Origin of the sequence: Stenotrophomonas sp. NY11291, from assembly GCF_023277365.1 — a bacterium.
Lineage (GTDB): Bacteria > Pseudomonadota > Gammaproteobacteria > Xanthomonadales > Xanthomonadaceae > Stenotrophomonas > Stenotrophomonas geniculata.
Genome location: NZ_CP096975.1, coordinates 3,688,202 through 3,713,841 on the forward strand (window position 1 = coordinate 3,688,202; position 25,640 = coordinate 3,713,841).

Sequence of the window (25,640 nt, forward strand, 5' to 3'; positions counted from 1 at the left end):
GCGCAATCTGACACGCCCCGCCGTTCAGTCGCCGTGACGCTGCAGCTTAGTGGCCGGTCACGTCGATCAGCACGAAGTGGCCCGATGCGCTGAACTGTGTCGCATTGTCGGACTGGGGGATCAAAGCGGCAGCGCCGGCATAGTAGAAGCGCCCCGAACCCGCTGCACCAGTCCCGTCCCCCTGCGGCCCGGTCAGGCGGAAGCCCACGCCGCGCTCAATCCGCTGACACGAACGAGACGAGATCACCGCGTAGCGTCTGCCAGCCGGGACCTGCATGTATGCTCCCTCAGCCGCTCCGAACGGAGCAGTCGTCACGCCCATGATGCGTAGGGGCTTCGCCCAGGAAGCGAAGGCCAGTTCGCCGGTGTGCTCTCGGTACACCTCGATTCCTTCCTTGCCCGGTGTTCCAGTCACAACCGAGTCGTACACCCACACCGTGCCAGCGACCCATGTTGAGCCGGTGTAGGCTGACACTCGCCAGTTGTTGCCACCGAGATTGGTCAGAATAACGCTGAGCCCGAAGTTGTTGTTCGGACCGGTGACAGCAACCACTGGGCTCTTGGCCTGGAAGTCACGGGTGACGAACCGGGTTACTACGATCCCCGACACCTCGTACGCAATGGCTCCCGCCTCGTTGAAATCCCACTTGTGGCGCAGATGGAAGTTGAGCAGATCGCTTCGGACCTGCACCGTCCCGGACGGGGTGTATGCCTCAAACCCTCCTACTAGCATTTCAATGCACCCCGTAAAGAACAGTTGCTGGGACCAGGGTAAAGGCTGGCTGCCCATTGCCATCCACATCCGTGCCCCAGTAAACCCTGCCATCCGAGTACCAAACGGTCGGGGTGCGGCCAGGCTGCGCAGGCGGAGGCACCACGTAGAAGAGGAAGTCCCCTGGTGGCAGAGGCCCTACCCACGTCGAATTGCCGTGCACGGCGTCGGTCTGAACCGTGCCGATGAAAAGCCCCAAGCGGGTCGTGTAATCAATCTCCAGCGACCCGTCGAGATTGAAGGTCTGGATGCCCGCAGGCATGCGCTCTACTCCTCTAGTGATTGGCGGGAGGGCGTTTGCGCCCCCGCCGTTTTCTATTGCCACCAACCCATGCGAGTGGCGAGCTGCCCGTTCGGGTAGTAGGTGCGCCAGTTCCCGTCGCTGTACTCCGTTCGCTGTCCACCCGATGGCGAGGACACACGGAATACGTCCGCCAGAACATCAAAGGCAGATATCTCACCCGTCGCTGAGAGCTGCACACCACCGATCTTCTTGTCGGCACGCACACTGACGCCCCATTGCGCCATCGCCTCCATACCGCTCGCCGAGTACTGAGGCGGCTGAGTCGCCCCTTCGGCAACCTGACACAACATCGGCATGTAGAGGAAAAACGCTGGGTCTGAACCACCATTGCCCTCGATGTGAACAACTACCCGAGCACGCACCGCATCAGCAGGTGGCTTCACCATGACGAAAGGCCGCGGGTACTGCTTTATATCGACCCGCCCCAGACTCACGTTTGAGGCGAAAGGCGTATAGGCCTCGCCTGCGATCGAGTCGTTGGCCCGATAGAACAAAATGCCCATCCGCATACGACAGCGATGAGGGTTCATGTAGGCAGACAGGCAGTAGGTCGTCCGCGTGTCCACGGGCACTGAGTACTCAGATTGGATCCATCCGCCTCCGCCTTGCGGGTAGGCGCCAGCACGCTGAGCCCACAGGGACGTGCGCATGCCGGCTGGCACAAAGGCCAGATTTCCGGAACTACCGAGTGCCGGCCAGCCATCCGGGCTCGACCAGCTCCACCCGGCAGCGCTCCAGTTCGGGAACTGCGAGTTCCCAAGCAAATTCCCGCCGCCTCCCTGGTTCTTCACCTGCGCCTGCATGGCCACAACAACCTCGGCGTCCGCCTTGCCACCAAGCGACGTCTGGATGCCCGAGATCTGCTGGGCCTGCGCCGACTGCGTCTGCCCCTGCTGCGTGACCTGCGTCTTCAGCTCGTTGAAGCCGCTGGCCGACACGTCCCCCACCTGCGTCTTCAGGCTCACCAGGTCCTGCGCAGTCGCGTCCAGCTTGCTGCCCTGCTGGTTCACCTCCGTGTTGAGGCCTGCCGTTGCAGCAGCATTGGCGGTGATCTTGACCTCGTTGGTAATGTCGTAGAACTCGATCCGGTCAATCAGGACTCGGGCCGGGCCCGTAGACCCTGCACGGTTCGTCACCCACACGTGGGACAGGACTTCCGTACGATCGTCACCGACGGGGTGCTCTAGCTGGAACCGCTGCCACTCCGTGGTCAGGTTCGGGGTTGTCTGGTCATTATTGCCCTCACCAGCCACCCCACCCGTACGCACACGGCAGCGAGCCGTGATCGACGCAGTGCCCGAGATTGCCCGAGCAACAACGACGGTGCGCATGCGGCGGCCGGTGCCCGCCTTCATACCCGACCAGCGATTACCGTTGGCGAACAGACCTGGCGACTGGGTCGCGTTCTGTACCACGGTCACGTCTACCGCCGAGCCGATCTGCCCCGCACCGTTGGACCACACAATGTCACCACCGGTAGCGCCCGTGTTCGTCTTCACGAACGGGGCCATGCCGCCATCGAAACCGGAATTGGTGTTGATGTTGTCGCCGCGGTTGAACGTGGTGGTGATGGTGGTATTTAGATCGGTGACCTGGCTTGCTGTGCTGGCCAAGGTGTTCTCGGCGCTCGTTACCCTGGAGGCCAGCCCGGTGATGGCTTGCGCGTTCGCCTCCGAAGATTGCTGTGCACCATAGGCCTCAGTTACATCGGTGATGACAATGTCATCCAGCAGCAGAATCGACCCGATCACGCGTTGGGACTTGGGGTCGGTCGCGTGACCAGGCAGAGAAACGAACAACCGCCCCTGTGCCGCAGACGCGTTGGTCGTCACGTACCCGCTCACCTTCGTCCACGAGGTTTTCGACAGGCTGGCGACACCCCAATTAACAGTCGTCCAAACATTGCTCGTACCGCCAGCACCTGCAGCAGAGGTCTGAACTCCAATGCGCAGATTGCTCTTGTTGTCGACCGGAATCTCAGCGCTACCAGAGGAAAGTGCCGCCCACGCCTCGACGTACAGGCGTCGAACTCCGACGAGGGGAATGAACTCGGTGACCGGATAGCAATCGGCATTTAGATCAGGGCGTGCGTCAGACGCCACCTGAATCAACAGGCCACGATTTCCATTGCGCTTTGCCGACGGGTTGACGGTGAACGTCGTGCCATAAGCCTGGGACAGCACCTGGCCATCCGCGAACTGCTCAAACGTCCCCGACGGGAACATCCCACCGCCACCGGCCAAACTGGCTTTCATCTCCGACTGCAGCTTGGTGACACTGGTCGAGGTCGAATCGATCTTGTCCTCTGCCGTCGTCACACGGGTCGTGAGGTTCTGCAGGGCAGATGCGTTGGCGTCGGTCCTTCCGGAAACGCCGGTCAGGTCGCTGCGAAGCGCCGTCAGCTGCTCGGCCTGCGACGTGACCGTATTACCCAACTGCGTCACGCTGGTGCTGAGGTCCGAGATCGCTTGTGCGTTCGCCAGCAGCTCAGTCACCTCCTCAAATGCAACATCGTCGACCCACAACGTACCAGCCGTGTGGTTCATGGTGAGCGACAGCTGCAACGCCGTGATGGACGTGTTCTCCGCAACGGTATAGACCGCTCCCAGGTAGGTCCATTCGCTCTTCCCCGGCAAGAATGGCGTTGCACCGCCAACAAGTGCCGCCGTCTGCGTACCCAGCCGCAACTTGCTGTTGTCAGGCGTGCCGTTGAAATCAGTAGTGGTTCTGTACCAGCAGCCATAGCGATACTTCTTGCCAGGCTTTGCTTCCATGTCCCGGCCGCCCGGCAGAATCCCGTTTGCTATAGCAGTGCGCACGCCGTTTACACCGTCTGCACGGAACGCTGCACCTCCTGCACGACCTTCCGTTGCAGCAACCAACATGGTCGGACTGCTGTAGGACCAGCCCACATCACGGCCAGCCTGCCAGCCACCGTTCACGACCAGGTTGCTTCCCTGCGAAATCATCGACGGCAACGTGGCGTTGATCGTCGTGATCGACTGCGCCAAGGCGTTGGTGGTGGTGGCGGTAGCCTCCTGCAGCGCCGTCACCGATGCCGCGGTTGCCAGCGAACCGGCACCGGCCGGCATGCGGGCCTCCATCGTGCTGATGCGCTGCACCTGCGCCGAGTCGGCAGCCACTCGGGCTTTCAGTTCCTCGTAGGCCAGGCCAGCTGTCAGCTGCAGCGGATCCGTTCCGGTGTAGTTCCCACGCATCTGCACGGCCAACGTGGTGCGCTGGGCGGCCTCGGCGGCGTCAGCGGTGATGCGGGCTTGGGTTTCCTCCTGCACCAGCGCCACCGACGCACCCGGCTGCGGGCGCCCGACGGCGATGTAGTCGATCAGGTAGTAGTTGGCGACGGTCTGCGCCGCCCCCAGCTGCAGGCGAATCGCATCGACCGTGGCCGGCCACCAGGCAATGTCCTGCACGTCGACCGTGGCCACGCCGTTCACGTCCCACGCCGGTTCCGGGATCGCCACACGCTTCTGCGTGTTCCATGCCTGGTCCGTGGCGGTGATCCACTGGAGGAATCCGTTCCACGTCGGCGAGCCAACGCGCTTCACACGCAGCTTCACGAAGCGGTATGCGCTGCCGTCTACGGCCAAGGCCACCGGCGACTGCACCCACGGTGCGGTGGCATGGTTGGCGGGCCGCAGCCAGCCATCTACGAGCGTCGGCGCGCCGTTGCCCGTCCACCCTTCAATGTTCTGATTGAACGGCCAGAGCTTGATGCTGTCGAACTGCGTCCCGCTGCCGGCAGCGACCTCCGATACCGCGCGCGCCAACGATTCATCGGCGCTCTGCCGCAGTTGCTGCTCATGGCTGATCGCTGCCTCGCGCTCCAGCTTCTCATTCAGGAGCGCATCGATTCGCGCCTGGGCCTCCGCACTGACCGCCTGCAGGGCCTCGGTCACGCCCTGCTGCCGCAGCAGTGCCTCGGCGACCAGGTCCTGTGCAGCCTGCGCCAGCCCGGCAGCGCGTGCCGCCGCCTCGTCTGCGATCGCCTGGATCCGGGCGCTGATCTCCGCCGCCAGCTTGGCCTGCTGCTCGGCCAAGTCCTTGGAGGTCGTGGGCGGGACAACACCCACCACGGTTCCGGTGCCTGTCTTGCCGCGCACGGTCGGGGTGATCTGGAACCACCACGTCTTGCCGCTGCCGTCGCTATAGACGTACCGCGTCTCGGTGGTGCGATGGATTTCCGTCCAGGGGCCGTTCTGGCTCTCGCTGCGCGAGATGACGTAGACCACGCCCTCCAGATTGACGGCGTCCCATTCGAGCACGACGCCGTCGGCCACCGGCGTAGGGGTAACCCCGTTCGCCGGCGGCACGTCCGGTGCCTTGAAGGGCACCGGGAACCACGTGGAAAAGCGCGGTGCCACCGGAGACGCGGACGGCAGCCCGCCCACGCCGATTTCCACCAGCGTGAGTTTCCTTGCTTGCATTGCTGATTACCTCGCGTTGAGTGCTTCGCGCAGCGCTGAACTGCTGGCGTTGCGTACGCCCTGGGTAGTGGTAGACACGAGTTGGCGGAGCAGCTGGTTCTGCTCGGCGAGCAGAGCGTTGCTCTGCTGTACTGCGGCAGTGGTTTGCGTCTGAGCGTCGTTGTTCACGACCAGGTCGAACACGGCCCGGCTGAAGTTGTCCGGCAGCGCCTCGATGGCGTCTGCCAGCGCCCCCATGCTGGTGCCGTCCTGCTGATTGAGGTCGCCGACCTTCATGCCATCGATCAGGCCCGTCACGCGGCCGTACAGGCTGTTGTAGTCCTGCCCGCTGGCGTAGAGGTTCCGACCAAAGCCCAGCGCGGCCTGAGCGGCCGCCTGTGCGGCGCTGGTGTCGCCACCGGACACCGCCCGCTCCAGCTCCTTCATCGCCTCGCCCAGCTTCTCCTGGTCCGTCAGCGGCGAAAGATCGCTGATCGACAGGCCGTACTGCATGGCCTTCTTGTCCTTGTCGATCTGCGCCTGCAGCTTGCCCATGTTGGTGGCACGCAGCGCCTCGATCTTGGCCAGGTCCTCCGCGCGGGCGCCGGACAAGCCAAGCGCCTTGGCGTAGTCATTGGCCGACTTCACCTGCTGGCGATACGTGCGCTCGATCGACAGCGCCTGCGACTGGTACTGCGTCAGGTTGGCCGTCATCAGCTGGGTGCTCACGTCGGCCATGAGGCTGGCGTAGTTGCCGAGCAGCCCCGTCACCTTCTGCACCTGGGTCGCCAAGTCCGTGCCGGCGACGCCGGCCAGGTCCTGGAAGTAGTCAACCGCCTTGTTGACCTTGTCGACTTCCAGCCCGTTGAGTGCTCGGCCCAGCTCATCGGCATTGCCCACGGCCAGCGCGATCGATGCACTGAGCGCGGTGAACACGTCCGCCGACTCGAAGTAGCCGTCGAGCTGGCGACCGAACCCCGCCGCCTTGACCGCCTCGGTATACAACCGATTGGTCATGTCGCTGAGGTAGGCCTCCAGCTGCGCCTTGGCCTCGGTGGAGTCCGCAGACAACTGGAGCTTGCCCAGTTCTACTCGCACGCTGCCGAGCTTCTGCGTCAGGTCCACACCCAACTGCTTGGCAAGATCGGTAGCCGCACCACGCACCTGGCGCGCGGCCATATCGAACGTGCGATCGATGCCAGGATCCAGCGCGCCGAACTGCGTCCACTTCTTGTCGCTGCGGAACAGGCCGCCCTTGGCCTTGATATCCGCATAGCTCTGGCCGTCGAACCCGCCGAAGCCGTAGCTGCCGGTGATGCCTTGGCCTGTGACCTTAGGCGCCTGTCGACCGAACAGCTTGGCGTGGATGCTGGAGCCAGACAGGATCGAAGCGACCTTGTCGTTGAAGCCAAGGGCACGGAACCCCTTGTCGGCCAAGCCGACAGCCCCAGCGGTTGCGATCTTTCCGGCCCAGCTCTCCCCATTGGCGATGTTCCAGCCTTGATCGAACAGCTGGGCGTTCTTCATCATGCCGGCCACGATCCAGCCGATGATCGGCACCGCCGCTGCCGCCGAGCCGGCCGCACCAGCTCCTGCACCAGCACCAGCGCCGGCACTGCCACCACCGATCAGGCTCGAGAAGCTGGAACCGGTCATCCCGGCCATGCTGGTCACGTCGCCGAAGCCGGTAAGGGTGCCCGCCGCGGCACCGGCCGAGCGACCGAAGCCGAACAGACCCTGCCCCTTGGAGAGCAGGCCGGCCACCGTGCTCAGGTTCTGCCCGCCGGCCGCCGAGCCGTTGCCGCCGAACAACCCCATCAAGCTCTGCAGGTTCAGCCCACCGCCTTGACCGCTCATCCCGTTGAGGATCTGTGTCTGGATCGGGATCACCAGCTTCTGCTGCAGGAACTCGCGAGCGAGATCGCGCAGGCCGCGCTTGGCGGCGTCCTTCAGGTCGTCCCACAGGTTGTCGAAGTCGCGCATGCCGCCCGCAACGAAGTCCGCCATGGCGTCTGCGGCATCGCCGACGCCGTACACCAGCACGTTGGCCCATGCCTCTACGTTCGCTGCAGCCTCTTCCACCCGCAGCGACAGATCGGCCGAGGCGCGAGCCGCAGCAAGCATAGACTGCTCATACGCCTCATATGAGGCAACGCCCTTCCTCCTGGCCAGCTCCTCCTTGCTGCCTGCCGCCTCCACGGCCCTCTGCAGCTCCTGCCGCATGTCGCGCTCGTTCATCATCTGCCGGCGCGACAGCTCTCGCGCACGCCCGACCTTGCCGAGCATGGCCACCTCGGCGTCCATGGTCGCCAGCAGCGATTCCGGACTGGCCAGGGCCTTCTTGATCTCAGCGCTGGACTGCTCCAACGCCTTCTGCGACTCCAGCACGAGCGTGTTGTACGCGGCACGCTCGATGCGCCCTTCCTTGAGCGCTTCCTTCAGCTTGTCCTCGAGCTGCTTCTGGCGCTCGGTGGCCTCAGCCAGCGGGCCGGCCATGGTCGCGGCAGCCATCGCCGCCTGCTCGCCGTAGCGCTTGATTGCCTCCGCGTCGGCTTTGCGGTCCTTCGCGCCCGCACGCTCTGCGGCCGACGAAGCCTTGCGCGATTCGGTGAAGTTCTTCTGCGCCGCGGCCAGCTCGGTCTGCAGCCGGATGTACTGGGCGCCCTGTTCAAGGTACTGCTTGACCTTCGGGTCGTCGCGCTTGGAGAAGTCGACGCCGTTGGCTTGGGCCTCCTTGAACCAGTCGCCCACGTCCAGCTTTGCCACCTCTGCCGCGCTCTTGCCGACGCGCGCCAGCTGGCCAGGCAGCGACTGCATCGCCGACGCGATGCGCTTACCTGCAGCTCCTGCCGAATCCCCCAAGGCATTGAACGAGCCCGACAGGCTGTCAGTCGCAGTCGAGGCTTGGTTTGTAGCTCCTGTGAATGCCGTCAACAGACGGTTTTGCTGTTCATACCTTTGAGCCAGAGATGCAGCCGACGCCGTCTGTTCAGTGAACTTGTCGGTGATGCGCTTGGCAGCCGGAGCGCCATCAAGAAGCTGCGTATTTGCAGCAGCAAGTGAGGCACTGAACTGATCCGCAGTTATCTTGCCTGCCTGAAACTCTGCTCGAAGCTGCCCAACTTCTTGGACGTAGAGCTTGAAGCGCGGCCCGCCAATCTCCGTACTAGAGACCGCCACCATCTGATTCACGGCAGCGTTTAGCTCGTCATAGCCCTTGGACATTTCCTTCTGCAGCCGAAGGATCTCACCTGCCTGCATCTCGGCATTGAGGGACTTGAACTTCTCAATGGCCGTATCGGCCGCGCCGCTAAAGTCGACCAAAGCAGCCGATGCGGTCTTGGTGTTGTCGCGGAAGATCAACCAACCGGCGGCCGCTGTGGCCAGCATGGTGATGATGCCGGCTGGACCACCCAGCATGGCGAGCGTCGATGCACCCGCACGAGCAACCCATCCGGCATTCGCGGCAGCGGCCTGCCCTTGGGCCTGTGCAAGCAGGATGACGGCTTGCCGATGTTCCAGGGTCGCCGCTGCGGCCTTGGAGCTAACGGACACACTACCGCCGATAGCAGCAGCACGCCCGACTTCCGCCTGAGCATCAAGCATTGCGGCCCGGGTCCGCAGTTCCAGCTGCTGGGCCGCGGCGACGTTCTGCGCGGCTGCGGCCCGATCTGCTGCCATTCCAGCGTTAGCTGCAGCCACCCGCGCCAGTAGGGCCTTCAGTAGTGGGCCAGAAGCCACGGCAGCACCAGCAACCGCTACCATTTCCAAGTTGTTGGCAAGCGCCCCAATGCCCGCAGAAAGCGCTTGGGAAGCCCCCGTTGCCTCATCTGCCCTGCCGATCATCTCTGTCAGGTTGGTATTTAGGTTGGTGATCGACTGCGAGACACGGACTTGCATCTTCCCAAACGAGTCATCAACGCCGTCAGACATTTTCAGCAGAGCGTTGACGATCTGATCGGCTGCGACACCGCCATCCACCACGAACTTGCGGAGACTGCCGCGGGCAATGCCCATTCCGTCTTCAATGGTCTGCACCAGCTTGGATGCGCCATCGACCATCGAGTTGAACTCTTCGGCGCGCAACGTACCTGCCGCCAGGGCCTGGCCAAACTGAGTAAGCGCGCCCTCCGACGCAGCTGCGCTACTACCCGACATGGCAATCGTCTTGTTCACCGTCTCCACGATCCGCGCTGTCTGCGCGCCCGTTACGCCGAGCCGATCCTGAACCATTGCCAGGTTTTGATAGAGACTCGCGGTGGCGTCCAACGGCTGATATGTCGCTTTGGCGATCCGGACCACATCCTGCTGGGCCGCAACAAACTCGGCCTGTGAGGCGGTGACCAGGCGAATGCGGTTGCTCATCCCGGTCCATTCGTCAGCCCGGCCGATTGTCGCCTTGACTGCCGCCAGAGCCGAGCCCATCCCGACCGCCTCAAGCGTCACGCGACGGAACCCTGCCGCCACGTCATCGGCACCACGTCGTGCAGCCTCAGACATCGCCGACTGAATGCTCGACATGTCCCGCTGCACTACTCGGGCCGCTTTGCCGCTGTCCCGCTCGAAAGAGCCGGACTTGAGCAGTAGATCGACGGTGAGGGTATATAGGCTCATGGCTTCCTCAATAAAAAAAGCCCGCTCAAAGCGGGCTTTCGATGAACATGCGTTGGTCCGTCGCTGAACGCGCTAGCGGGTGACCGCTGACTTACAGATATTCAGCTTCTCGACCAAGCCTGAAAGATTGAACTCTCGGATTACTTCCGACTCATAGGGCCATTGATATGCACCAACAAGTAGACGCCTCCCGCCCGACCGGATCTGTGCCACAAGTGCCTGAGCCCTTTGACCGCTTAGGCCATCGACCTCAGAAACTGCACGATTCTTGTCCACACGAAACGTTGTGCTCTTACCGGGGAAGTCACCGCCGACAACAGTCACTGAAAACCCTTCTTTCGAGTGATAGAAGAACATCGGATATGGCAACCGATCGGTCTGTGGAGTCACATGGCAGGACTTCGCATCCGTCATTCGATCAGTTTCATTTGTGACGACCCAAGCAGTGGCCGGAGCCACAGCGAACTCGATGCCGAATGCCATCGCGTCCTCCGCGTCAATATCGCTCGCGTTACGCAAATATGCGGAGGAGCAGTCCTCAACGAGAACCTCCCTGGCATAAGCGCCAGCCTCCCGGCCGATCTTCCCCCTCTTCCCCGCGTACTCATCAAAGGGAAGACTCTCAAACCCATCTACAGTCTTTGAAAAGTGCTGGAATCCGTACTTTCGATAGACCTCGTCGCGGGAGAATGTGAATTCCAAGCCGCTGAACTGCGAGTAGTCGCAGTACTTCCCTGTGTAGGGGGCAGGACTTTCGCGTTCTTTCGAAGCACGCTCCCAAACAGGCTGTAGTGGGTTCTCTTGAGCTGCTAGAGGGGTCGCTAGCCCGAGCGCACAAGTGAGGAGCAAGCATAGGGAGTTCTTTTTCATAGATCGTCCTTGATGGAAGGTGCGGCCATTCCAGCATCATGCTGGTACTTCTTCAAACTCCATGTATCCCGAGAAGTATTGCCGGCTGATGTTCTCGGCACTGGGTAGCTGGGTCGGAAAGCCATAGAGAGCGGACCGCGCCGCCAGTGCAGGATCGAATGCCTTCGTGACCATATCCCGGTACTGGGGCACCACGCAGGAGCGCCGCCGGCCCGAGAGTGCGGCCCCGATCGTCTCCCAATCCATGCCGCCGAGACCGTTGCCGCGCACAACCGGCGTGGATCGGCCCGACAGCGTGCAGTTCAGGCGACGGTACAGCGCCCCGGGAACCGTATTGACCTGGCCGCCCTTGGTCCGGGCATGAACGCTGGAGTCGATAGTGGCCACGGCCCAGCCGTCCCTGATGCCAACGTCCACCGCCCGGAAGATCGCAATCTCGCCCACGTCCACGTTGGTGGCGGTGGTGGCGATCTCCACGGACACCACCGAGACCAGGGCGGAGGCCTGAGGGAACAGCCAAGCGCAGACGCTGCCGTCCGGCAAACGCACAGTGGTCCCGGTCGCGCCGGCAGCGCTGACCTGCACGCCCGGCGGAATGTTGAGGCCGAGAATCGCGATGATCCCCGGGACGACAGCATCGGCCAAGGTGATCGTAATCGCCAGCGAGCTTGTGCGCCGGATCCGAGAGGCCCTGCCAGGCTTGCCATCGAAGAGTGCCGAGCCCTGGTCAGCACTGAGCCACGTGGCGCCCGTGAGGGTGACCGTCGCAACGGCCGGCATGCCATATCCGATCAACATTCAAGATCTCCCGAGGGCACCCATGCAAACGGGCTGAACTGCCCGGTAGCGGGAAGCATCGTCATCGCCCACTCGCCGGCATACTCTCCGTCCTCGATCAACCAGCACGCTTTCCACTTGGACGGCTGACCGATGAGGTCCGATGCCCCAGGCACCAAGTCGTCTTGGCGCCGCGGTTGGAACTTCGCGACCACTACATCGAATTGGCGAACGTCTCGCATACCTAGCCCCACACCGTCAGCACCACGTCCCCTGTGGCAGGGTTGCGCTCTACCCGACGCACCAGCACCGGCTTGCCGTCCTCGAGGCCGTATCGACCGTAGGTAAGCCGGCCGATCTGCCCGGGAAGCGGCGCCAGTTCCTGATCACCACGGACGGCGAGCTGGTAGAAGTGGCGCTGCACCTGGTACATGCTCAGGACGCGCTCAATTTCCTGCTGCGCATCGGCCGCGTGCCAGAACAACGAGATGACCGGGTCGGCAGCCTCTGCCCGCTGGTAGTGGGCGTGCAGCGGACCAGCACCATACACCTGCCCCCGGTAGAGGCCGGTCAGTTCGTCGCGTCGGGACTGGGGCACGTCGACAACGTCGGTGACCAGGTCCGATGCGCCCAGCGCCTGGCCGTTGGGTCGGTAGGCCATGCGTCGGGTCAGGTTGGGAGCGTCATCGGGCACCATGACCAGATCAGCCGCCAGATCATCCTCCGACAGGTCGAAGGCGAACGCACCGGCATGGGCCTCGGGCGCGGTCACGCGGACAAAGCGCAACACGCCAGCAGGATCCTGATAGCAGCCGGCGCCGTAGCTGGGCAGGAGCGAATTCAGTGCCGCGCGGCCGGTGATGGCTGTGCCCGCGTAGTAGCCGATCCCCATGTAGCCCGTGGCTTGGTCGATCACCGCGCAGTCGCTGGCCGACCACGCCGCTCGGCCCAACCGGGCCATCACATCACCCACCGCCTGCTCCAGCCGTGCCGGCATCATGCCCGCGCCGATGCTGGAGGCGTCAACCACGACCGGCGTCACCGGTGGCGACTTCAGCAGCAGCTGTTGCCCGTCCGGGGCCTCGTTGTAGGTGTTGATCTCCATCAATTCGCCGCGGTCCATCACCGCATTGACGTAGACCCGGCTGTCAGCGACGAACATCGATGTTGCGTCCGAATTGGCGCCCATGGCCGGGATGCTGGCCACCGCGCCGATCACCACCGGCTGTGGTTTCCATGCCAGTGACGCGACATTCGGCAGGAACACACCCCGGTTGATCGTCTCGTCCAGGTAGTCGTGCGCATCGCGCAGGTGCAGCGTCTTGGTGCCGTCGTCGTTGATCTCGATCTGCTCGATCGCGCATCGGAAAGCCGGGACCGCGTCGGCCCGCATCCCGCTCTCGGGGGCCAGGAGGATCTGCACCGAACTGCCAGAGGCACCAGTGCCAGCCATGCCGTCCAGCAGACCATCCGCATCTACCACGACGCACTCGGCGGCCGCTGCCTGGGACACCGGATCACCGCCCCACGGCCAGAACGCCAGCTCCTGGATCAGGTTGACGCCCTCGGCCACCAATCCCTCGTAACGGGCATTGGCCGGGCTGTCGCCGGGCGCGGACAGCCAGTCCACGTCGGCCAGCCGGGTCGGGCTGACGGATGCAGTGGGCAACCGCCAGCCAGCGGCCGCCGCCTCGCTTCGCGGCCCCCACTGCCCGGCGTTGACAGCCAGACAGAGACCACCCGCCTTCGAAGCGCCCAGCGACGCGGCGAAGAACAGCGGACCGGACAGTTGCAGCTCACGCACCAGGATCTGCGCGCCGTTGAGGTAGAGCCGCAGCTGGCGAGGAGTCGAGAACACCACCTGCAGCCCGACAATATCGCCATGGGTCACTGTCGGAAGGCCAGTCGCGATCGCACCACCCGCCTGCAGCAGTCGCCCGGCGGCGAGGTCCCAACCGATACTGGTCAGGTCTGCACCCAGCGCCTTGTTCAGCGCTGCTGGACCGGTGGCGAATCCTACGAGTGCTGCAACGGCGTCATCACCCCACACGGCAAACTCCACGCCCACCGTCCCGGCATCAAGGCTGAAATCGGAACGCGCGTGGCTGGCCAGCGTTGTGGCACCGGTTGTGGCCAGGGTGAGCCCACCATCTCGCGCAGCGAGTACCGGGCCAATGGGTGTGGCGGCGAACCGCCCGAATGTGTCGGTCATGGTCATCCCAGTCCGTCGAACCAGTCCTGCGCCTCGTCCTCATCGGACCGCGGCACGAGAGCGTCGAGGTAGTGCTGAAAGGAGCGTTTGGTCCCGCCCTGGCTGTGCGAGGCGGTGATGTACGCGACGAAGGCAGCGGGCTTGATGTGCAGGCTCACGGGGTCGATGGGGTTCCGCTTGTGAAACTCCCACCACTCCAGGAACTCGCGGCGCGACATGGTGGCCCGCAACTCCGAATCCGGACGGTGCAGGTGACCGGCGAGGACCTTCCAGAACCAGTCATCGCCACGCTGCCTTAGCCGTTTCCCGCGTCGGCCTGCGCTTGGGCGGCGTCGTCGCCGAACCCGGAGTGCTTCATGGCCACGCGCTGCAGCTCAGCAGCCACCAGCGGCTTGAGCTGGGCGGCCTGCGTCACGTTCATGACCGGCTTGCCGTCCTCGTCGCAGATGGTCGCCGCGATCAGCTTGGCGCGGTCGCCTTCGCCCCACAGCTTGCGGAACTCCGCATCGGGCAGCTCGCGCACGTGGAACTGTGCTTTGTCACCGTTCGGCAGGGTGATCGTGTCGGCATGCACGTCCTTGGACGCGAACATGCCCAGGTCAGTGAACGACTGCAGGATGCTCACGGGCTGCTGCGGCTGGGTATCGGTGGTTTCGCTGGTCTTGCTCATTGGCCGTTTCCTTGAATGGCGACAGGGCGCGCGGGCCGCGCACGGCTAACACGCAGAGGATCCGCGCGCCCTGCCAAAGAGAAGGCCCGCCGAAGCGGGCCGAGAGAGAGCGCCGTTGCGACGGTCAGCCGCCCACCGAAGGCCGGTGGGTAGTGACTGCGCCGGAGCCGCGGATGGTGATCGTGGCCTTCCAGACGTCGTTGTCCTGGCTGGTCACCGCGAAGTTCTGGACGAAGCCGTCGAACTGCTTGGACAGCACGTCAGTGGGCGGGGTGATCTTCCCGGCGACCGCGACCGGCTTTGCCGCTCCTTCAGTTTCCGACTTCGGCGCGGTCACCAGCCAGTTCACGACAGCGCCGGTCTTGTGGAGATCTTCCAGCTTCTCGTGATCTTCGCTGTCGTAGATGATCTCGATGCTGGTGCTGCCGGTCTGCTTGCGCCCGGCGACGAACTGGTCCCAGTCGTCGTCGTAGTCGGAGATATCGATCTCCGACGCCTGGCCATCGGGGAAGCCAACCGAGCGCAGGCGGGTCACCTTGGTGACCTCAGCCGCACCGGTGGCGACGAACAACTGGGAGTGCTTCGACTTGATTACCTGTCCCATAGGGGTTTCCTTGCGTTGTGCCCGTCGCCGGGCATGAAAAAGGCCCCTTGCGGGGCCGGTGGGTTGCCGTTGTGTGGATCAGCGCAGCTGCAGGAGCCGCACGTCGAACGAAATGCCTATCGCATCCGTGCCGTCGCTGTCGGGCGTCGGGTTGTACGACTCGATGCTGCCCACGCGCTCCACCACATCGCGGATGGCGACGGCAACGCCGTTGGCTTGGGTGAGGACCTCGCCCCATACGGTCATGCGGACCCGCCAGCCGTCAGCCGGCGGCGGCTCGGACAGCATCGCGGTTGGCGAGCCGTTGACCACCTCCCACGTGGCGTAAGGGAGCGGCGTGTTCTGAGGCGCGCTACCCAGGAAAAGGCGGACGGGGTCGCCGAGCAGCTGCCGGACGGTCGCATCGTCTTCCAGCAGGGATTGGATCAAAGGAACCATCATCGCCAGCCATCCTTCTTCAGCTGCTTGTCCAGCGCCGCCCAGGTCTCATCGATGACCACTTGAGCCGCTTCCGGGCCCTTGGCCTCGCCTGCTGGCGTGAGGAACGGAGACGCCCGCATGTTCTTGGTGCCGAACTCTATGAACCGCCAGTAGTAGGCCCAGCCTCTATCGACATAGGTTTTACCGGTCCGCCCACGCCGTTGATTGCGCTTGGTGTTGGCGTACTTGCGGCGGCGCCCCGTCTTAACGCCTACGGTGAAGTACTCGCCGCCTTGGCCTACACCTGCGCGCTGTCGGCTCTTGGAGTTGGCCCGGCGGGTGACGATCTGCGAGGCCATGAACCCCGATGCTTTCAGTGCGCGGCGCCTGGCGTCGTCCCGGATGACGTTGCCGCCCTTGCGCATGCCGGCCTGGACCGCCCTTCCCTGGATCGCCTTGGGCGCTTCCCGCAGCGAGCGCAACAGGCCATCCAGGCCCTGAATCGACACTTGCTCAGACATTGCTCAACCCCGCTACGGCGATGATCGCGATCTCGCTACGATCGTTGCTGGGCGCGATGCTCTTGATATCGAAGGCGCGACCACGGAACACGATCCGCCACTGAGGATCAACATCACGCGGCCGGATATCGAACCGAACCTGCTCCCGGTAGCGATCTGCGCCGGCGGCGACCGCCTCTGTCGTTGCCGCAAGATTGTTGGTGGCCTTGGCCCACACGCTCACAACCTCGACCCACACCGGTTTACCTGGGCCGCCCAGTGGATCGCGCGAATCGGTCTTGCGCTCGAAGCGAATGCGGTGCTGCAGATCGCCATCTAGAAGCGTCATGGCATCATCACCCTTCGGTATGGGCGCAGCAGGCTCTTGGCGCCGTTGGGTAGCTCGACCGCCTGGGCTCCCACGATCACGTCCGTGCGGTTCGCGTAGAGGTGACCGAGCGTCAGCAGGATGGCAGAGAAGATGCTTGGATTCACAACAACGCCATGGACGCAGGCCTCCGCCTCGGCTGTCGCCTCGCGATGGGCGACAACCGCCAGCCTTATTGCGGCAGTGCGCTCGTCGCTATCCTCAATGAACACCGCGTCACCCAGCGCCTGGCTTTTTGCAAGCGCCGCGTCCTTCATTGCGGCTGGATAGCCACTCCGTGCCAGAGCCAAGGCGTCGGCGTCCTTGTAGATCCGACGGTTGAGGTATGCCTGCGCTGCATCCTGCGCGCCGGCAATGGCGGCCTGCAGCTGTTCCTCGGGGTAATCGGCCTCAACTCGCACATGCGAGCGGGCTTGTGCGAGTGAGACGACGGGCATATCAGTCCTTCTTCCCTTCAACCAGAGCAGCGGCCAGCTTCTCCGCCCCCCAGCGCTTGTCGAACGGGATACCTGCGGCTTCCAGCTGCGCCATCAAGGCGGGCTTGTCTTCGGCAGCGACCTGGCCCTTGTCGTCCTCGCCGGACAGCTTGTCGACGGTATCAGCAATCAGCGCCTCGCGTGCGGTGCTATCGAGCGCGTTCCAGTCCTCCACCGACAGCCCCGAGGCTACGTGCGCGCGGCCAACCACATCGCCCAACGACAGGACACTGCCGTCGGAAATCTCGAAGCTCTCCGGCTGAACACTGGATCCCAGCAGGATCGGGGGCGGTGTGTCTGCCATCAGGCTGAGCGCACCGACAGAGAGTGCGCCGGCCTCCAGCTCGGGCGGGCAGTCATCCCCGGCAACGAACTGGACGGGATAGATCTCGCCTTCCGGCACTCCACGGAAGGGCTTGATGAACTTTGCCATTGCGGCTCCTCGATCACAGGGTGAATGCCGGGCGGCGCGAGGCCGCCCGACGGGTGGGTGATCAGGCCGAAGCCGCGATCTTGAGGGCACGCATCGGCTCCGGGTTGTGCACACCGCCGCCCACGCGCTTGGTGGTGTAGAACATCACGTAGGGCTTGTTGGTGTACGGGTCGCGCAGCACGCGCACGCCCTTGCGGTCGTACACGGTGTAGGTCTGCTTGAAGTCGCCGAACAGCGCGGCGATGGCGTTTGCTGCCACATCCGGGATCGCGGCCACGTCCTGCACCGCAAAGCCGGCCAGGGTCGACGGCTGGCCGGCCACCAGCGACGGCTGCCACAGGTAGTTGCCCTGCGCATCCTTCAGCTTGCGCACCACACCCTGGGTCTTGCGGTTCAGCGCGAACTTGGCGCCCGCGGTGAATGCCGACGGCAGGTCATAGACCAGGTCCAGGATGCTGTCACCGTTGATGCCGGCCGCCACGCCGCTGTTCACCACCTTGATCGCACCAAACGGGTGCTTGGCCGCGTTGGCGCCACCGTCCACGTAGGTCAGGATGCCGAACGGCTTGTTGACGCCATTGCCGGAGAAGAAAGCATCGCCCTCCTGCTTGGCGAACTCCAGCTCGACCTCGCCGGCCAGCCATGCCTCCAGGTCAATCTCGGCATCGTCCAGCAGCTGCTGGGTCGCCGCCGGATTGGCGTAGATCTCGCCCCAGCCGAAGCTGAGCGGACGCAGCTTCGCCGTTGCGGTCTCCGGGCGGGCATCTTCTTCGCCCACCCAGCCCGACGAAGTGCCGCCGGTGTTGTAGAGCTTGGTCAGGCCCGCACCGGAGCAGGGCTGCACGTTGGCCAACTGCCGCATATCCGACACGATGACCAGTCGGTCGGTGATCGAACGATCCCATTCGACCGGGGCCAGGTATCCACCTTCATCGGCCGCGCCCTTGTTCAGGGCCGCCTGCACTTCACCCTTTCGGAAGTGGGCACGGAAGGAATCGGTGTACTCAGCATCGGCGACGCCGCTGCCGGCGCTGCCGCCACCCATCTGGAACGCGGCCATCTGGGTGTTGGCCTGGTCGACCGCGGCTTGCAACCGGGTGATATCGGCGTTGATGTTGTCGACCTTCAGGGCCTGCAGTGCGTCGGCGCTGCCCTTCTTGATCTCTTCGAGCTGCTTGGTGTGCTCGGCCTTGAACTCGGCGAATGCCTTGTTCAGCGACTCCACCAGCGCCTTCACGTCAGGCTGGCTGCCTCCATCGGCGTGCACGGAAACGAGGCCGCGCGGGACGCGGCCGTGGGTCATCTTGGTCATGTGTTGGCCTCTTAGGCTTTGATGTTGTCGAGAAGGCCCTGCAGCAGGGCCGAGGTTTCGTTGCCGCCAGCGCTCGGCGTAGCGGACCCGGCAGCGCTCGGCTTGCCGTTGAACAGCGATTTCAGGGTGTCGCGTCGCATGGATCGAGAGTGGCCGGCCTTGGCCATCGCCGCTTCGACCAAAGCCAGAGCCTTGCGCCCACCCGATGCCTGCTTGGCATCCTTGGTGGCGGCAGCTCCATCGAGCAGACCATCGGCAAAGCCGTCTTCCACGGCCTGGGCGGCACCGATCCAGGTCTCCTCATCCATCATCCGAGCCGCCTCGGCCTCGGTGACGCCCGAACGGGCCGCGTAGACCTTGGCCATGGCGGTGTCGAAGGGCTCCAGCAGCCTTGCCGCGTCGGCCATGTCGTGTCGATTGCCGATCGCCACCGCCCAAGCGTTGTGGATCATCAGGAACGAACCGTCACCCATCAGGATCTCGTCGCCGGCCATCGCGATCACCGACGCCGCCGACGCGGCCAGGCCCATGACCTGGACAGTCACCCTGCCCTGGTGCTCGCGCAGCAGGTTGTAGATCGCGACACCTTCGAAGAAGTCGCCGCCGGGCGAGTTGATGTTCACCACCACGTCTTTCTCGCCGATTGCGCGTAGGGCGGCGCTGATCCGCTTGGCGGTGACGCCAGTGCCCTCCCAGTTTTCGCCGATCGAGTCATAGATCGAGATGCTGTTCGCGTCGTTGCCGGCGGCGCGAACTTCGGGCTCCCAGCGTTCGAGCGCGTCGGGGCGCATGTCGAACTGGGCGGCGCCGAGCCGTCGCTCGGCACGGATTTCAGGCAGCTGCCGGAGGCTCATTGCTCTTTCCCTTCTGTGTCATGGGGTTGATCAGGTCATTGGCCCCGGGCTGGTCCGATTCCGGATAATCCAGCAGGTCGCGGACCTCGTTCTGCGTGTGGAACGGCGCCGTACCGCCGGAACCGAGCGCGGCCTTGAAGAAGTCGGCCTGATCCTTGAGCGTGCCGCGCATCAGCGCCCGCACGTTGAACTTGGGCTGGTAGCGCTCCAGGTCCCGCTCGTCGATCAGCGATCGCGCGACCGCCTGCTCCCAGTTGGTGAAGTGCTCCAACATCGTGTACTGCAGGAAGAAGATCCCCAGCTGCTCGATGCCAGTGCCCCAGCTGGTGTCGCTGAGGAACAGGAGCGGTCGGGGGACGCCGTAAAGCCTGGCCACCTCCTCCACCTGTGCGCTGCGGTTCTCGACGTGCTGGGCCTCTTGGGCGGTGCTGCCGAACTTGTTGGCCTTGGCGTTCTCCTCCAGCAGCATCCAGCGCTGTGCCGCGGCGGCGCCGGCATACTCGGTGTCGAGAGACGTGCGCATGCGCTCGTAGGCCACGTCGCTGAGCGCATTTGGCACCTCAATGGCGCCGCCGGCCATGTTGCCGGTCTCAAAGATCCGGCTTGCTGCCTGTTCCGCATCCAGAGCCAGGCGAATAGCCCGATCTGCCAGCTTCATCCTGGACAGGCTCGTCACGCCGTCCACGGATAGGTCGCGGATGTGCAGCACTTCCTCCTGCTTGAGGATGACCTCGCCACGCTTCTTGCTGTTGAACCGGTAGAGCATGCGCCAGTCGTCGCCCAGCTCCGCCCGCACCGCTGGGGAATCCAGCGGGATAAGGTGGATTGGCCGGCCTGCTGACCACACGATCCGCGCGTAGGCATCCCCGTGCCGCTGCCGGGCCAGCTCCATCTGCCGCTTGAACTCCAGCGGCGTCTGCCATGGATTCGGCTTGATCTTCAGCAGGCGGTGCGCGGGATGCTCGGTGGCTATGCGCTTCTTCCCACCCGACTCAACCAGGTTCAGCGGCAGCATGCCGATGGTCCCGCAGATCAGAGACAGGCAGCGGAGCACTGCCATGTTGCGGAGCTGGTAGCCACCGCCGCCGTGCCCACCTTGCGATCGAATGAACTCCAATAGTGCCGGGTCGTCCATCCCAGTGAACTGGCCAGCTTGGGCCCGCGCAGCTTGTGGCGGAGGCGAATCGAGGACCGGCGGAGGGTTCCAGTACCGGTCCAGAGACGCCAGATCGTCGGCATTGAAACGAGACATGAGGTTCCTTATAGGAATCGAATGCCGCGGCTCTCGTAAACGGAGGTGCCGCGAGCAGTTGGATTGAGTGCCATCAACGAAACCGCGTTGAAGAGCGCCATCAGCGGATCGATCTTTGCTGTACCGCTGACCTGCTTGGTGATCGTGATGGCGTTTCCGGCTGGAACCACCTTCGCATTGCCTACCGACCACGCCATCAGAGGTTGCCCGGCGTGGACCAGGTCGCCACCAGCCAATGCACGTTCTGTCGTCTTGATGGCGCCATTGAGCTTCCAGCCTTGGGAGACGGCCACGATCTGCTTGAGATCGATGCCTCGATCCTCGGTGGTCAGCTCATCAACAATGGCCCCGATTCCTGCCGGGTCCACCCCGATCCCGTTCTCTTCAGGCATCAGGCCCGCCTGCTTGATCCGGCAGATGGCATCGGCCACCTGATCCACGTCCTGCCCCGGCAGCTTGACGATGGTGAGATCGCCTGCCCGCTCGAACTCGCGAAGCTTGGTGACGATATCCTTGCGCCGCTCCAGCACGATATCGTGCGCCCAAGCGTGAACCCAGGCCAGCCACTTGCGTGTTTCCCGTTCACGCCCTACCGCTGCCAAGCCCAGCAGATCGTCCAGCCCACCACCATCGATCCCGGTGGTGATCACCTCGCAACGCTGCAGCAGATCATCCAGCGTCGCCACAAGCTCCGGACGGGCTTGCTGCTCCCAGAAGTCCGCCCCGGCCCAGCGATCCGAGCGCAAATTGAGCCCGACTTCGACATTCGCATGCTTAGCCAGAAAGCCCCGTAGAGAATGCTCGCCAGCCTGTTCGGCCTTCTCGTATTCCCGTCGCAGGAACTCCGAGTCCACCGACACCCCGAAGTTGGGATTGACTAGCGGCATATTCTCCAGCTTCAGGTGATCGCCAGCGGCAACCATCTCAGGTGGGTGCTCATAGAGCACCGGCAACGACTGAGGGTCCACGATCTTGCCATCACGTACGTCCCGCATGCGCTGCAGGTCCTGCTTGAACACACCCGCCGGCGGCTCATCGGACTGGGTCGTCAGCTTGATGACGATCCCTTCCGGGCGCGACGCCAGGCCACCGACCGCTTCGCGGAACATCGCCTCGGCATTGGGGCGCTTGCCGAACAGCCACTCCTCATCGATCAGAACCCAGCTGGCTTTCTTGCCACCGACTGTTTCGCTATCGGCCGCGACCACCTTCAAGGTGGCCCCCATCGTCCGATGGGTGATGGTGCGTACATGGTCCTGCACGTGGAACAGTTCGGACAGGTCGTCATCGACCTTGATCATGTCCCGGGCCGGCGCGAACGCGTTGTTGGCGATTTCCACGGTCGGGGCCAGGATGATCATCTCCGCTGACACACGCCAGTTCAGGATCAGGGCAGTCACCATGATTCCTGCCGCCAGCGTGGACTTGCTGTTCTTCTTCGGGATCAGCATCAGCACCTCGCGAATCAGCCGTCGACCGGTCTCCGCGTCGTAGGCGCCAAAGATGGCCGCCACAAAGTCGAACACCCATGGCTCGCAGGCTTCCCCAAAGGTCGGGCTACCTGGTGCATCGACGATCCGCAGCTGCTTGAAGACCTGCAGTGCCTCTTCCGCCTGACTCGGGTATATCGGCGGCGGGATGATGCTCTTTCCCGAACGCAAGCGATCCACCCAGTCCAGGCAGGCCGTTGTGTAAGCGATTCCCATCTCAGTTCATCCGAGGGCGGGGCGGAGCGGAAGGGGCGAAGCGACCGGCCACTGCCTGGGCCTTCTGCTGCCGCTCCTCCTTCTTGCCGCCCTCGCCCTTCTTGGCGTGGGTGTAGGGCAACGCCGCCGAGGCCGCTTTCACCTGCAGTGCAGTCGCGACCACGCGCCCCAGTGCAATGTCCTGGAGAAGGGTCAGCATGTCCTTGTCCTCCTGCTCAACCGGCACTGACGTAGTGCGCTTGAGAGCGCCACCGCCGGGCTGGGCTTCCAGAGAGACCTCCACCGCCGATGCCTTGGTATTTGCTGATTTCTTCGCGGGAACCGGAACCGGTTGCTTGGGCTTTCGACCGGCGCCAGGCCTTGCGCCGCCTGCGTTCTTGCGCGGGCCGCCGCTCTTGCCTTTGACGCCTGCCATTTGCTGATTTCCTTTCCTGAGGGGAATTTTTTCCGTGCGTGGGAGGGTGCGCGGTCTAGGTCCGAATCGGCTCCATACTTTTGACGCCCCCTCCGTACGCTGACGCCAAGGGGCCGTGGAACACTCGCCGACTGCCTTGCACTCGGGATGGTTTCACGCTCACAAAATGCCGCGCTCAAGCCTCTGCTTAGCGCCATCGTGGCAGGGCTTGCAGAGCGGCTGATGGTTCTTCGGATCCCAGAACAGGCGGTGATCACCCCGGTGCGGAGTGATGTGATCGACGACCGATGCCGCCACTACTAGGCCCAGAGCCCCACACATCACGCACAGTGGATGCGCCTCAAGAAAGCGCGCTCGATACTTTTGCCACCGGTATCCGTAGCCACGCTTGGTGCTACTCGTCTCCGTGCCGCGCCAGCTTCCTGGCGTCACACTCTTAAGCCGTGGAGATATCCCGCCCACGCGTGGAGGGACCGTGCGAAGGCGCGCCATCAGTACGGCTTCCCGTCCAGGTCGACTCGCTCAGGCTCGGCACCTTCGTCTTGCACCGGTGCGCCGGCCTCCTCACCCAGCAGCTGGGCCACCGCTTGCACCAGCAGCCCCACGTGCATGGCCAGCTCGGCGATCTGCTTGCCCTGCTGCTCGATGATCCCGACCAACCGATCGATGCGAGCGTCGGCGCTACCGTCAATGCGTGCAGCCAAGGCATCAACAGCAGCAGCGCGCGCGGCCTGCTCGTTTGCCAGCTCAGTGGCCAGCGCTTCAATCCGTGCAACGTCCATCAGCAACCCTCGTCGTTTGCAGCACCAGGCCGCGGCGTATCCACCGTTCAACCCGGTCCCAGTCCGGCTCCATCCCCGTTGCCCGGGCGAACCACATCACTGCGGCGAGGTAGCAACGCAGCCACCACCGCATGCGTATCGACGCGCGCACTGTCGCAGCCATCAGAACTCCTCCACTGCCCAGCCGCCGCCATCCCGCTTGGGCTTGGCCTTCACCGCGATGAAGCGGAATGGGTACATGGCCGCGGCGATCTTGATCTTGGCCCTGGCATCGTCCTGCCAGTGGCCCTTCACTTCGTGGCAGGCCATGACACCGTCGGCCTCCAGCACGGCAAAGTCCGGCGTGTAGAAGGTGTTGTCCGCCAGGCGCAGCTTCAGCCCTTCGAACCGGTGCCACTGGATCTCACCAGCTGACTGCAGCGCGCGCAGCCGTTCGGCGTACGCAGCCTCGGTCTTGTTCATCTCGCCGGTCTTCAGCCGGCCCAGCGCCAGCAGCCGGCGATTCATTGCGCCACCGGCTGCCGATCAGCTGCGATCACGGCCTGACAGGCCCGGACGTGGTCGTCGGCGTCTCGTCCGATTTGAACAAGAGCGCCCGCGACCTCTGCTCGTAGTTCGGCGTGCGCATCACGTTCGACGGCGCCGGCGACGGCTTGGGACAGGAGGCTGGTACTGCAGGTGGCGAGGTCGTCGCGCAGCTGGAGGCTGCCATCACGTACGCCAGCTGCAACAGCAGCAGGGACGGCCTCGGCCGCAGTGCGGTCTTCTTCATGCTTAGCTCCGATGGTGGCCAGGCTGTCTGCCTGGCGGTGTTCGACGGCGCGTGTCTGGTTCACCTGGTCCGCCACTGCCTCGGCGCCGGCGGCACGCTGGGTGGCTTCCGTGCCCTCTGCACGATCACCTCGCCAGGTCCAACCCACGCCGACCATGGCACCGGACCACAGGATGAAGGCTGCGCCAGCGATGGCTATGCGGTTCACTCCGAACCTCCCGCCCTGATGGTGTCGCTGTCCGGATCGAATGGCGGCGGCTCGAGGCCGGCTGCGCGCATCAACCCTTCAAGCCGGTAAATGTGGCGGATGAGCCGCAGTTCCCTGGCCTCCATGCGGCCAACCCGCTCGCCCAGCCGGGTCACTTCCTCGCGCATCAACTGGATCACGTTGACCTCAGCCCCTTCCCTGGCTGTCTCTACGAACTGCTTGCGCCACCACAGCGCTACACCGCCGGCGCCGACCATCAGGCCACCAACGGCCGTGCCAATGGCCTGCCAGTCCACGTCGACCCCGATCATGGCGCCACCGTCCCACCGGCCTTGCGGTACACGGCCAGCAGGTCGGCAAAGGTGTGTTCGTGCTGGCCGTAGCCCGCACCGGGCAAGCTCGCCCATTCCTTGGAACACAGCGCAATCGCGTGGTGAATGTGGCCGGCCTGCACTGATGCCAAAGCACCCCGGCCCTGGATCAGCCTGATACAACCCTTGTCCTGGCTCAGCGGACCGAAGTCCGCCAAACCCATCTGGCGCCGCAGGCTGTCCCAAGTGCGCGACAAGAACTGGTAGCGACCTGCAGCCGTCGACGCCAGCTTCGAGTTCAGGCGAACCAGAACACGCGGATGATCGCGGTAAGTGTTGAAGAGCTTGCCGCCCACCAGCACGTCATAGCCGCTGTTGTTGGTGGGCTGCTTGCCGTTGTCGGTGCCTTCGGACCAAGCCAGCATGTCGAGGAAGGCCACGACGTTCACGCCGCCAGCCTGTTGGGGAGTGATCTGCGCCATTGCGTCTCCGGAAAAGAAAAAGCCCCGGCTGGGCCGGGGCTTGCGTCTGGATGGTGACGAGATTGCACGCCAAAGTGGGGAC

General features: G+C 64.1%; 26 protein-coding genes. All 26 read right to left on the reverse strand.

Annotated elements, in window-relative coordinates; genetic code table 11:
* Positions 1 to 46: 46 nt before the first annotated feature.
* The 26 genes from M1L61_RS17175 to M1L61_RS17300 all read right to left on the reverse strand — a co-directional run bounded on the left by M1L61_RS17175 (position 47) and on the right by M1L61_RS17300 (position 25,558).
* The gene (locus M1L61_RS17175; RefSeq protein ID WP_248853822.1) at positions 47 to 790 is read right to left on the reverse strand and encodes a hypothetical protein; all 744 of its coding nucleotides are present in this window, start codon (positions 788 to 790) and stop codon (positions 47 to 49) included.
* Complete coding sequence (locus tag M1L61_RS17180; protein ID WP_248853823.1) at positions 735 to 1,034, reverse strand: hypothetical protein; 300 nt, start codon at positions 1,032 to 1,034, stop codon at positions 735 to 737. Before M1L61_RS17180 ends, M1L61_RS17175 begins: the two co-directional genes overlap by 56 nt.
* Positions 1,035 to 1,087: 53 nt before the next feature.
* Positions 1,088 to 5,521, reverse strand: a complete 4,434-nt coding sequence (locus M1L61_RS17185) for a hypothetical protein (protein WP_248853824.1) — start codon at positions 5,519 to 5,521, stop codon at positions 1,088 to 1,090.
* A gap of 6 nt (positions 5,522 to 5,527) precedes the next feature.
* Positions 5,528 to 10,114: a tape measure protein gene (locus tag M1L61_RS17190; protein WP_248853825.1), complete on the reverse strand. Its 4,587-nt coding sequence runs from the start codon at positions 10,112 to 10,114 to the stop codon at positions 5,528 to 5,530.
* A 72-nt stretch (positions 10,115 to 10,186) separates the two neighbouring features.
* The gene (locus tag M1L61_RS17195) at positions 10,187 to 10,984 is read right to left on the reverse strand and encodes a hypothetical protein (protein ID WP_248853826.1); all 798 of its coding nucleotides are present in this window, start codon (positions 10,982 to 10,984) and stop codon (positions 10,187 to 10,189) included.
* A 36-nt stretch (positions 10,985 to 11,020) separates the two neighbouring features.
* Positions 11,021 to 11,782: a hypothetical protein gene (locus tag M1L61_RS17200; RefSeq protein ID WP_248853827.1), complete on the reverse strand. Its 762-nt coding sequence runs from the start codon at positions 11,780 to 11,782 to the stop codon at positions 11,021 to 11,023.
* Between the two features lie 223 nt (positions 11,783 to 12,005).
* Positions 12,006 to 13,979, reverse strand: coding sequence for a hypothetical protein (locus M1L61_RS17205; protein WP_248853828.1), 1,974 nt, complete (start codon positions 13,977 to 13,979; stop codon positions 12,006 to 12,008).
* A complete protein-coding gene (locus M1L61_RS17210; protein ID WP_099473310.1) occupies positions 13,976 to 14,191 on the reverse strand; it encodes a hypothetical protein in 216 nt (71 codons plus the stop codon). The genes M1L61_RS17205 and M1L61_RS17210 overlap by 4 nt, the downstream gene beginning before the upstream one ends.
* Before the next feature lie 77 nt (positions 14,192 to 14,268).
* Positions 14,269 to 14,643, reverse strand: coding sequence for a hypothetical protein (locus M1L61_RS17215; protein ID WP_248853829.1), 375 nt, complete (start codon positions 14,641 to 14,643; stop codon positions 14,269 to 14,271).
* Positions 14,644 to 14,767: 124 nt separating this feature from the next.
* Positions 14,768 to 15,247, reverse strand: coding sequence for a hypothetical protein (locus tag M1L61_RS17220; RefSeq protein ID WP_164222462.1), 480 nt, complete (start codon positions 15,245 to 15,247; stop codon positions 14,768 to 14,770).
* A 78-nt stretch (positions 15,248 to 15,325) separates the two neighbouring features.
* Positions 15,326 to 15,688, reverse strand: a complete 363-nt coding sequence (locus tag M1L61_RS17225; protein WP_201118945.1) for a DUF3168 domain-containing protein — start codon at positions 15,686 to 15,688, stop codon at positions 15,326 to 15,328.
* Positions 15,685 to 16,188 carry an HK97-gp10 family putative phage morphogenesis protein gene (locus tag M1L61_RS17230; protein WP_248853830.1) on the reverse strand — a complete coding sequence of 168 codons (504 nt, stop codon included), beginning with the start codon at positions 16,186 to 16,188 and terminating at the stop codon, positions 15,685 to 15,687. Before M1L61_RS17230 ends, M1L61_RS17225 begins: the two co-directional genes overlap by 4 nt.
* Entirely contained in the window at positions 16,181 to 16,516 is a 336-nt protein-coding gene (locus M1L61_RS17235) for a phage head closure protein (protein ID WP_248853831.1), read from the reverse strand. The genes M1L61_RS17230 and M1L61_RS17235 overlap by 8 nt, the downstream gene beginning before the upstream one ends.
* Positions 16,513 to 16,992 (reverse strand): head-tail connector protein, encoded by a 480-nt coding sequence (locus M1L61_RS17240; RefSeq protein WP_248853832.1) that lies wholly within the window; start codon positions 16,990 to 16,992, stop codon positions 16,513 to 16,515. Before M1L61_RS17240 ends, M1L61_RS17235 begins: the two co-directional genes overlap by 4 nt.
* A gap of 1 nt (position 16,993) precedes the next feature.
* Positions 16,994 to 17,464, reverse strand: coding sequence for a hypothetical protein (locus M1L61_RS17245; RefSeq protein WP_248853833.1), 471 nt, complete (start codon positions 17,462 to 17,464; stop codon positions 16,994 to 16,996).
* A 61-nt stretch (positions 17,465 to 17,525) separates the two neighbouring features.
* Entirely contained in the window at positions 17,526 to 18,776 is a 1,251-nt protein-coding gene (locus M1L61_RS17250; protein WP_121504516.1) for a phage major capsid protein, read from the reverse strand.
* An 11-nt stretch (positions 18,777 to 18,787) separates the two neighbouring features.
* Positions 18,788 to 19,630, reverse strand: coding sequence for a head maturation protease, ClpP-related (locus tag M1L61_RS17255; protein ID WP_032129826.1), 843 nt, complete (start codon positions 19,628 to 19,630; stop codon positions 18,788 to 18,790).
* Complete coding sequence (locus tag M1L61_RS17260; protein ID WP_248853834.1) at positions 19,608 to 20,882, reverse strand: phage portal protein; 1,275 nt, start codon at positions 20,880 to 20,882, stop codon at positions 19,608 to 19,610. Before M1L61_RS17260 ends, M1L61_RS17255 begins: the two co-directional genes overlap by 23 nt.
* Before the next feature lie 8 nt (positions 20,883 to 20,890).
* Positions 20,891 to 22,588: a terminase large subunit gene (locus M1L61_RS17265; RefSeq protein WP_248853835.1), complete on the reverse strand. Its 1,698-nt coding sequence runs from the start codon at positions 22,586 to 22,588 to the stop codon at positions 20,891 to 20,893.
* Position 22,589: 1 nt separating this feature from the next.
* Positions 22,590 to 23,003 (reverse strand): hypothetical protein, encoded by a 414-nt coding sequence (locus M1L61_RS17270; protein WP_248853836.1) that lies wholly within the window; start codon positions 23,001 to 23,003, stop codon positions 22,590 to 22,592.
* Between the two features lie 159 nt (positions 23,004 to 23,162).
* Positions 23,163 to 23,495, reverse strand: coding sequence for an HNH endonuclease signature motif containing protein (locus M1L61_RS23195; RefSeq protein WP_345779123.1), 333 nt, complete (start codon positions 23,493 to 23,495; stop codon positions 23,163 to 23,165).
* On the reverse strand, positions 23,495 to 23,785 hold the full coding sequence (locus M1L61_RS17280) for a hypothetical protein (protein ID WP_248854791.1): 291 nt from the start codon (positions 23,783 to 23,785) through the stop codon (positions 23,495 to 23,497). The genes M1L61_RS23195 and M1L61_RS17280 overlap by 1 nt, the downstream gene beginning before the upstream one ends.
* Before the next feature lie 162 nt (positions 23,786 to 23,947).
* Positions 23,948 to 24,292, reverse strand: coding sequence for a DUF1064 domain-containing protein (locus tag M1L61_RS17285; protein ID WP_248853837.1), 345 nt, complete (start codon positions 24,290 to 24,292; stop codon positions 23,948 to 23,950).
* The gene (locus tag M1L61_RS17290) at positions 24,289 to 24,765 is read right to left on the reverse strand and encodes a lysis system i-spanin subunit Rz (RefSeq protein ID WP_248853838.1); all 477 of its coding nucleotides are present in this window, start codon (positions 24,763 to 24,765) and stop codon (positions 24,289 to 24,291) included. Before M1L61_RS17290 ends, M1L61_RS17285 begins: the two co-directional genes overlap by 4 nt.
* Entirely contained in the window at positions 24,762 to 25,076 is a 315-nt protein-coding gene (locus tag M1L61_RS17295) for a hypothetical protein (protein WP_032129818.1), read from the reverse strand. Before M1L61_RS17295 ends, M1L61_RS17290 begins: the two co-directional genes overlap by 4 nt.
* On the reverse strand, positions 25,073 to 25,558 hold the full coding sequence (locus M1L61_RS17300) for a glycoside hydrolase family 104 protein (RefSeq protein ID WP_032129817.1): 486 nt from the start codon (positions 25,556 to 25,558) through the stop codon (positions 25,073 to 25,075). The genes M1L61_RS17295 and M1L61_RS17300 overlap by 4 nt, the downstream gene beginning before the upstream one ends.
* Positions 25,559 to 25,640: the final 82 nt, after the last annotated feature.

Coding starts and splice junctions, on each gene's coding strand:
- M1L61_RS17175 (WP_248853822.1), bottom strand. CDS start 790: ATGGGCAGCCAGCCTTTACCCTGGTCCCAGCAACTGTTCTTTACGGGG.
- M1L61_RS17180 (WP_248853823.1), bottom strand. CDS start 1,034: ATGCCTGCGGGCATCCAGACCTTCAATCTCGACGGGTCGCTGGAGATT.
- M1L61_RS17185 (WP_248853824.1), bottom strand. CDS start 5,521: ATGCAAGCAAGGAAACTCACGCTGGTGGAAATCGGCGTGGGCGGGCTG.
- M1L61_RS17190 (WP_248853825.1), bottom strand. CDS start 10,114: ATGAGCCTATATACCCTCACCGTCGATCTACTGCTCAAGTCCGGCTCT.
- M1L61_RS17195 (WP_248853826.1), bottom strand. CDS start 10,984: ATGAAAAAGAACTCCCTATGCTTGCTCCTCACTTGTGCGCTCGGGCTA.
- M1L61_RS17200 (WP_248853827.1), bottom strand. CDS start 11,782: ATGTTGATCGGATATGGCATGCCGGCCGTTGCGACGGTCACCCTCACG.
- M1L61_RS17205 (WP_248853828.1), bottom strand. CDS start 13,979: ATGACCATGACCGACACATTCGGGCGGTTCGCCGCCACACCCATTGGC.
- M1L61_RS17210 (WP_099473310.1), bottom strand. CDS start 14,191: ATGTCGCGCCGCGAGTTCCTGGAGTGGTGGGAGTTTCACAAGCGGAAC.
- M1L61_RS17215 (WP_248853829.1), bottom strand. CDS start 14,643: ATGAGCAAGACCAGCGAAACCACCGATACCCAGCCGCAGCAGCCCGTG.
- M1L61_RS17220 (WP_164222462.1), bottom strand. CDS start 15,247: ATGGGACAGGTAATCAAGTCGAAGCACTCCCAGTTGTTCGTCGCCACC.
- M1L61_RS17225 (WP_201118945.1), bottom strand. CDS start 15,688: ATGATGGTTCCTTTGATCCAATCCCTGCTGGAAGACGATGCGACCGTC.
- M1L61_RS17230 (WP_248853830.1), bottom strand. CDS start 16,188: ATGTCTGAGCAAGTGTCGATTCAGGGCCTGGATGGCCTGTTGCGCTCG.
- M1L61_RS17235 (WP_248853831.1), bottom strand. CDS start 16,516: ATGACGCTTCTAGATGGCGATCTGCAGCACCGCATTCGCTTCGAGCGC.
- M1L61_RS17240 (WP_248853832.1), bottom strand. CDS start 16,992: ATGCCCGTCGTCTCACTCGCACAAGCCCGCTCGCATGTGCGAGTTGAG.
- M1L61_RS17245 (WP_248853833.1), bottom strand. CDS start 17,464: ATGGCAAAGTTCATCAAGCCCTTCCGTGGAGTGCCGGAAGGCGAGATC.
- M1L61_RS17250 (WP_121504516.1), bottom strand. CDS start 18,776: ATGACCAAGATGACCCACGGCCGCGTCCCGCGCGGCCTCGTTTCCGTG.
- M1L61_RS17255 (WP_032129826.1), bottom strand. CDS start 19,630: ATGAGCCTCCGGCAGCTGCCTGAAATCCGTGCCGAGCGACGGCTCGGC.
- M1L61_RS17260 (WP_248853834.1), bottom strand. CDS start 20,882: ATGTCTCGTTTCAATGCCGACGATCTGGCGTCTCTGGACCGGTACTGG.
- M1L61_RS17265 (WP_248853835.1), bottom strand. CDS start 22,588: ATGGGAATCGCTTACACAACGGCCTGCCTGGACTGGGTGGATCGCTTG.
- M1L61_RS17270 (WP_248853836.1), bottom strand. CDS start 23,003: ATGGCAGGCGTCAAAGGCAAGAGCGGCGGCCCGCGCAAGAACGCAGGC.
- M1L61_RS23195 (WP_345779123.1), bottom strand. CDS start 23,495: ATGGCGCGCCTTCGCACGGTCCCTCCACGCGTGGGCGGGATATCTCCA.
- M1L61_RS17280 (WP_248854791.1), bottom strand. CDS start 23,785: ATGGACGTTGCACGGATTGAAGCGCTGGCCACTGAGCTGGCAAACGAG.
- M1L61_RS17285 (WP_248853837.1), bottom strand. CDS start 24,292: ATGAATCGCCGGCTGCTGGCGCTGGGCCGGCTGAAGACCGGCGAGATG.
- M1L61_RS17295 (WP_032129818.1), bottom strand. CDS start 25,076: ATGATCGGGGTCGACGTGGACTGGCAGGCCATTGGCACGGCCGTTGGT.
- M1L61_RS17300 (WP_032129817.1), bottom strand. CDS start 25,558: ATGGCGCAGATCACTCCCCAACAGGCTGGCGGCGTGAACGTCGTGGCC.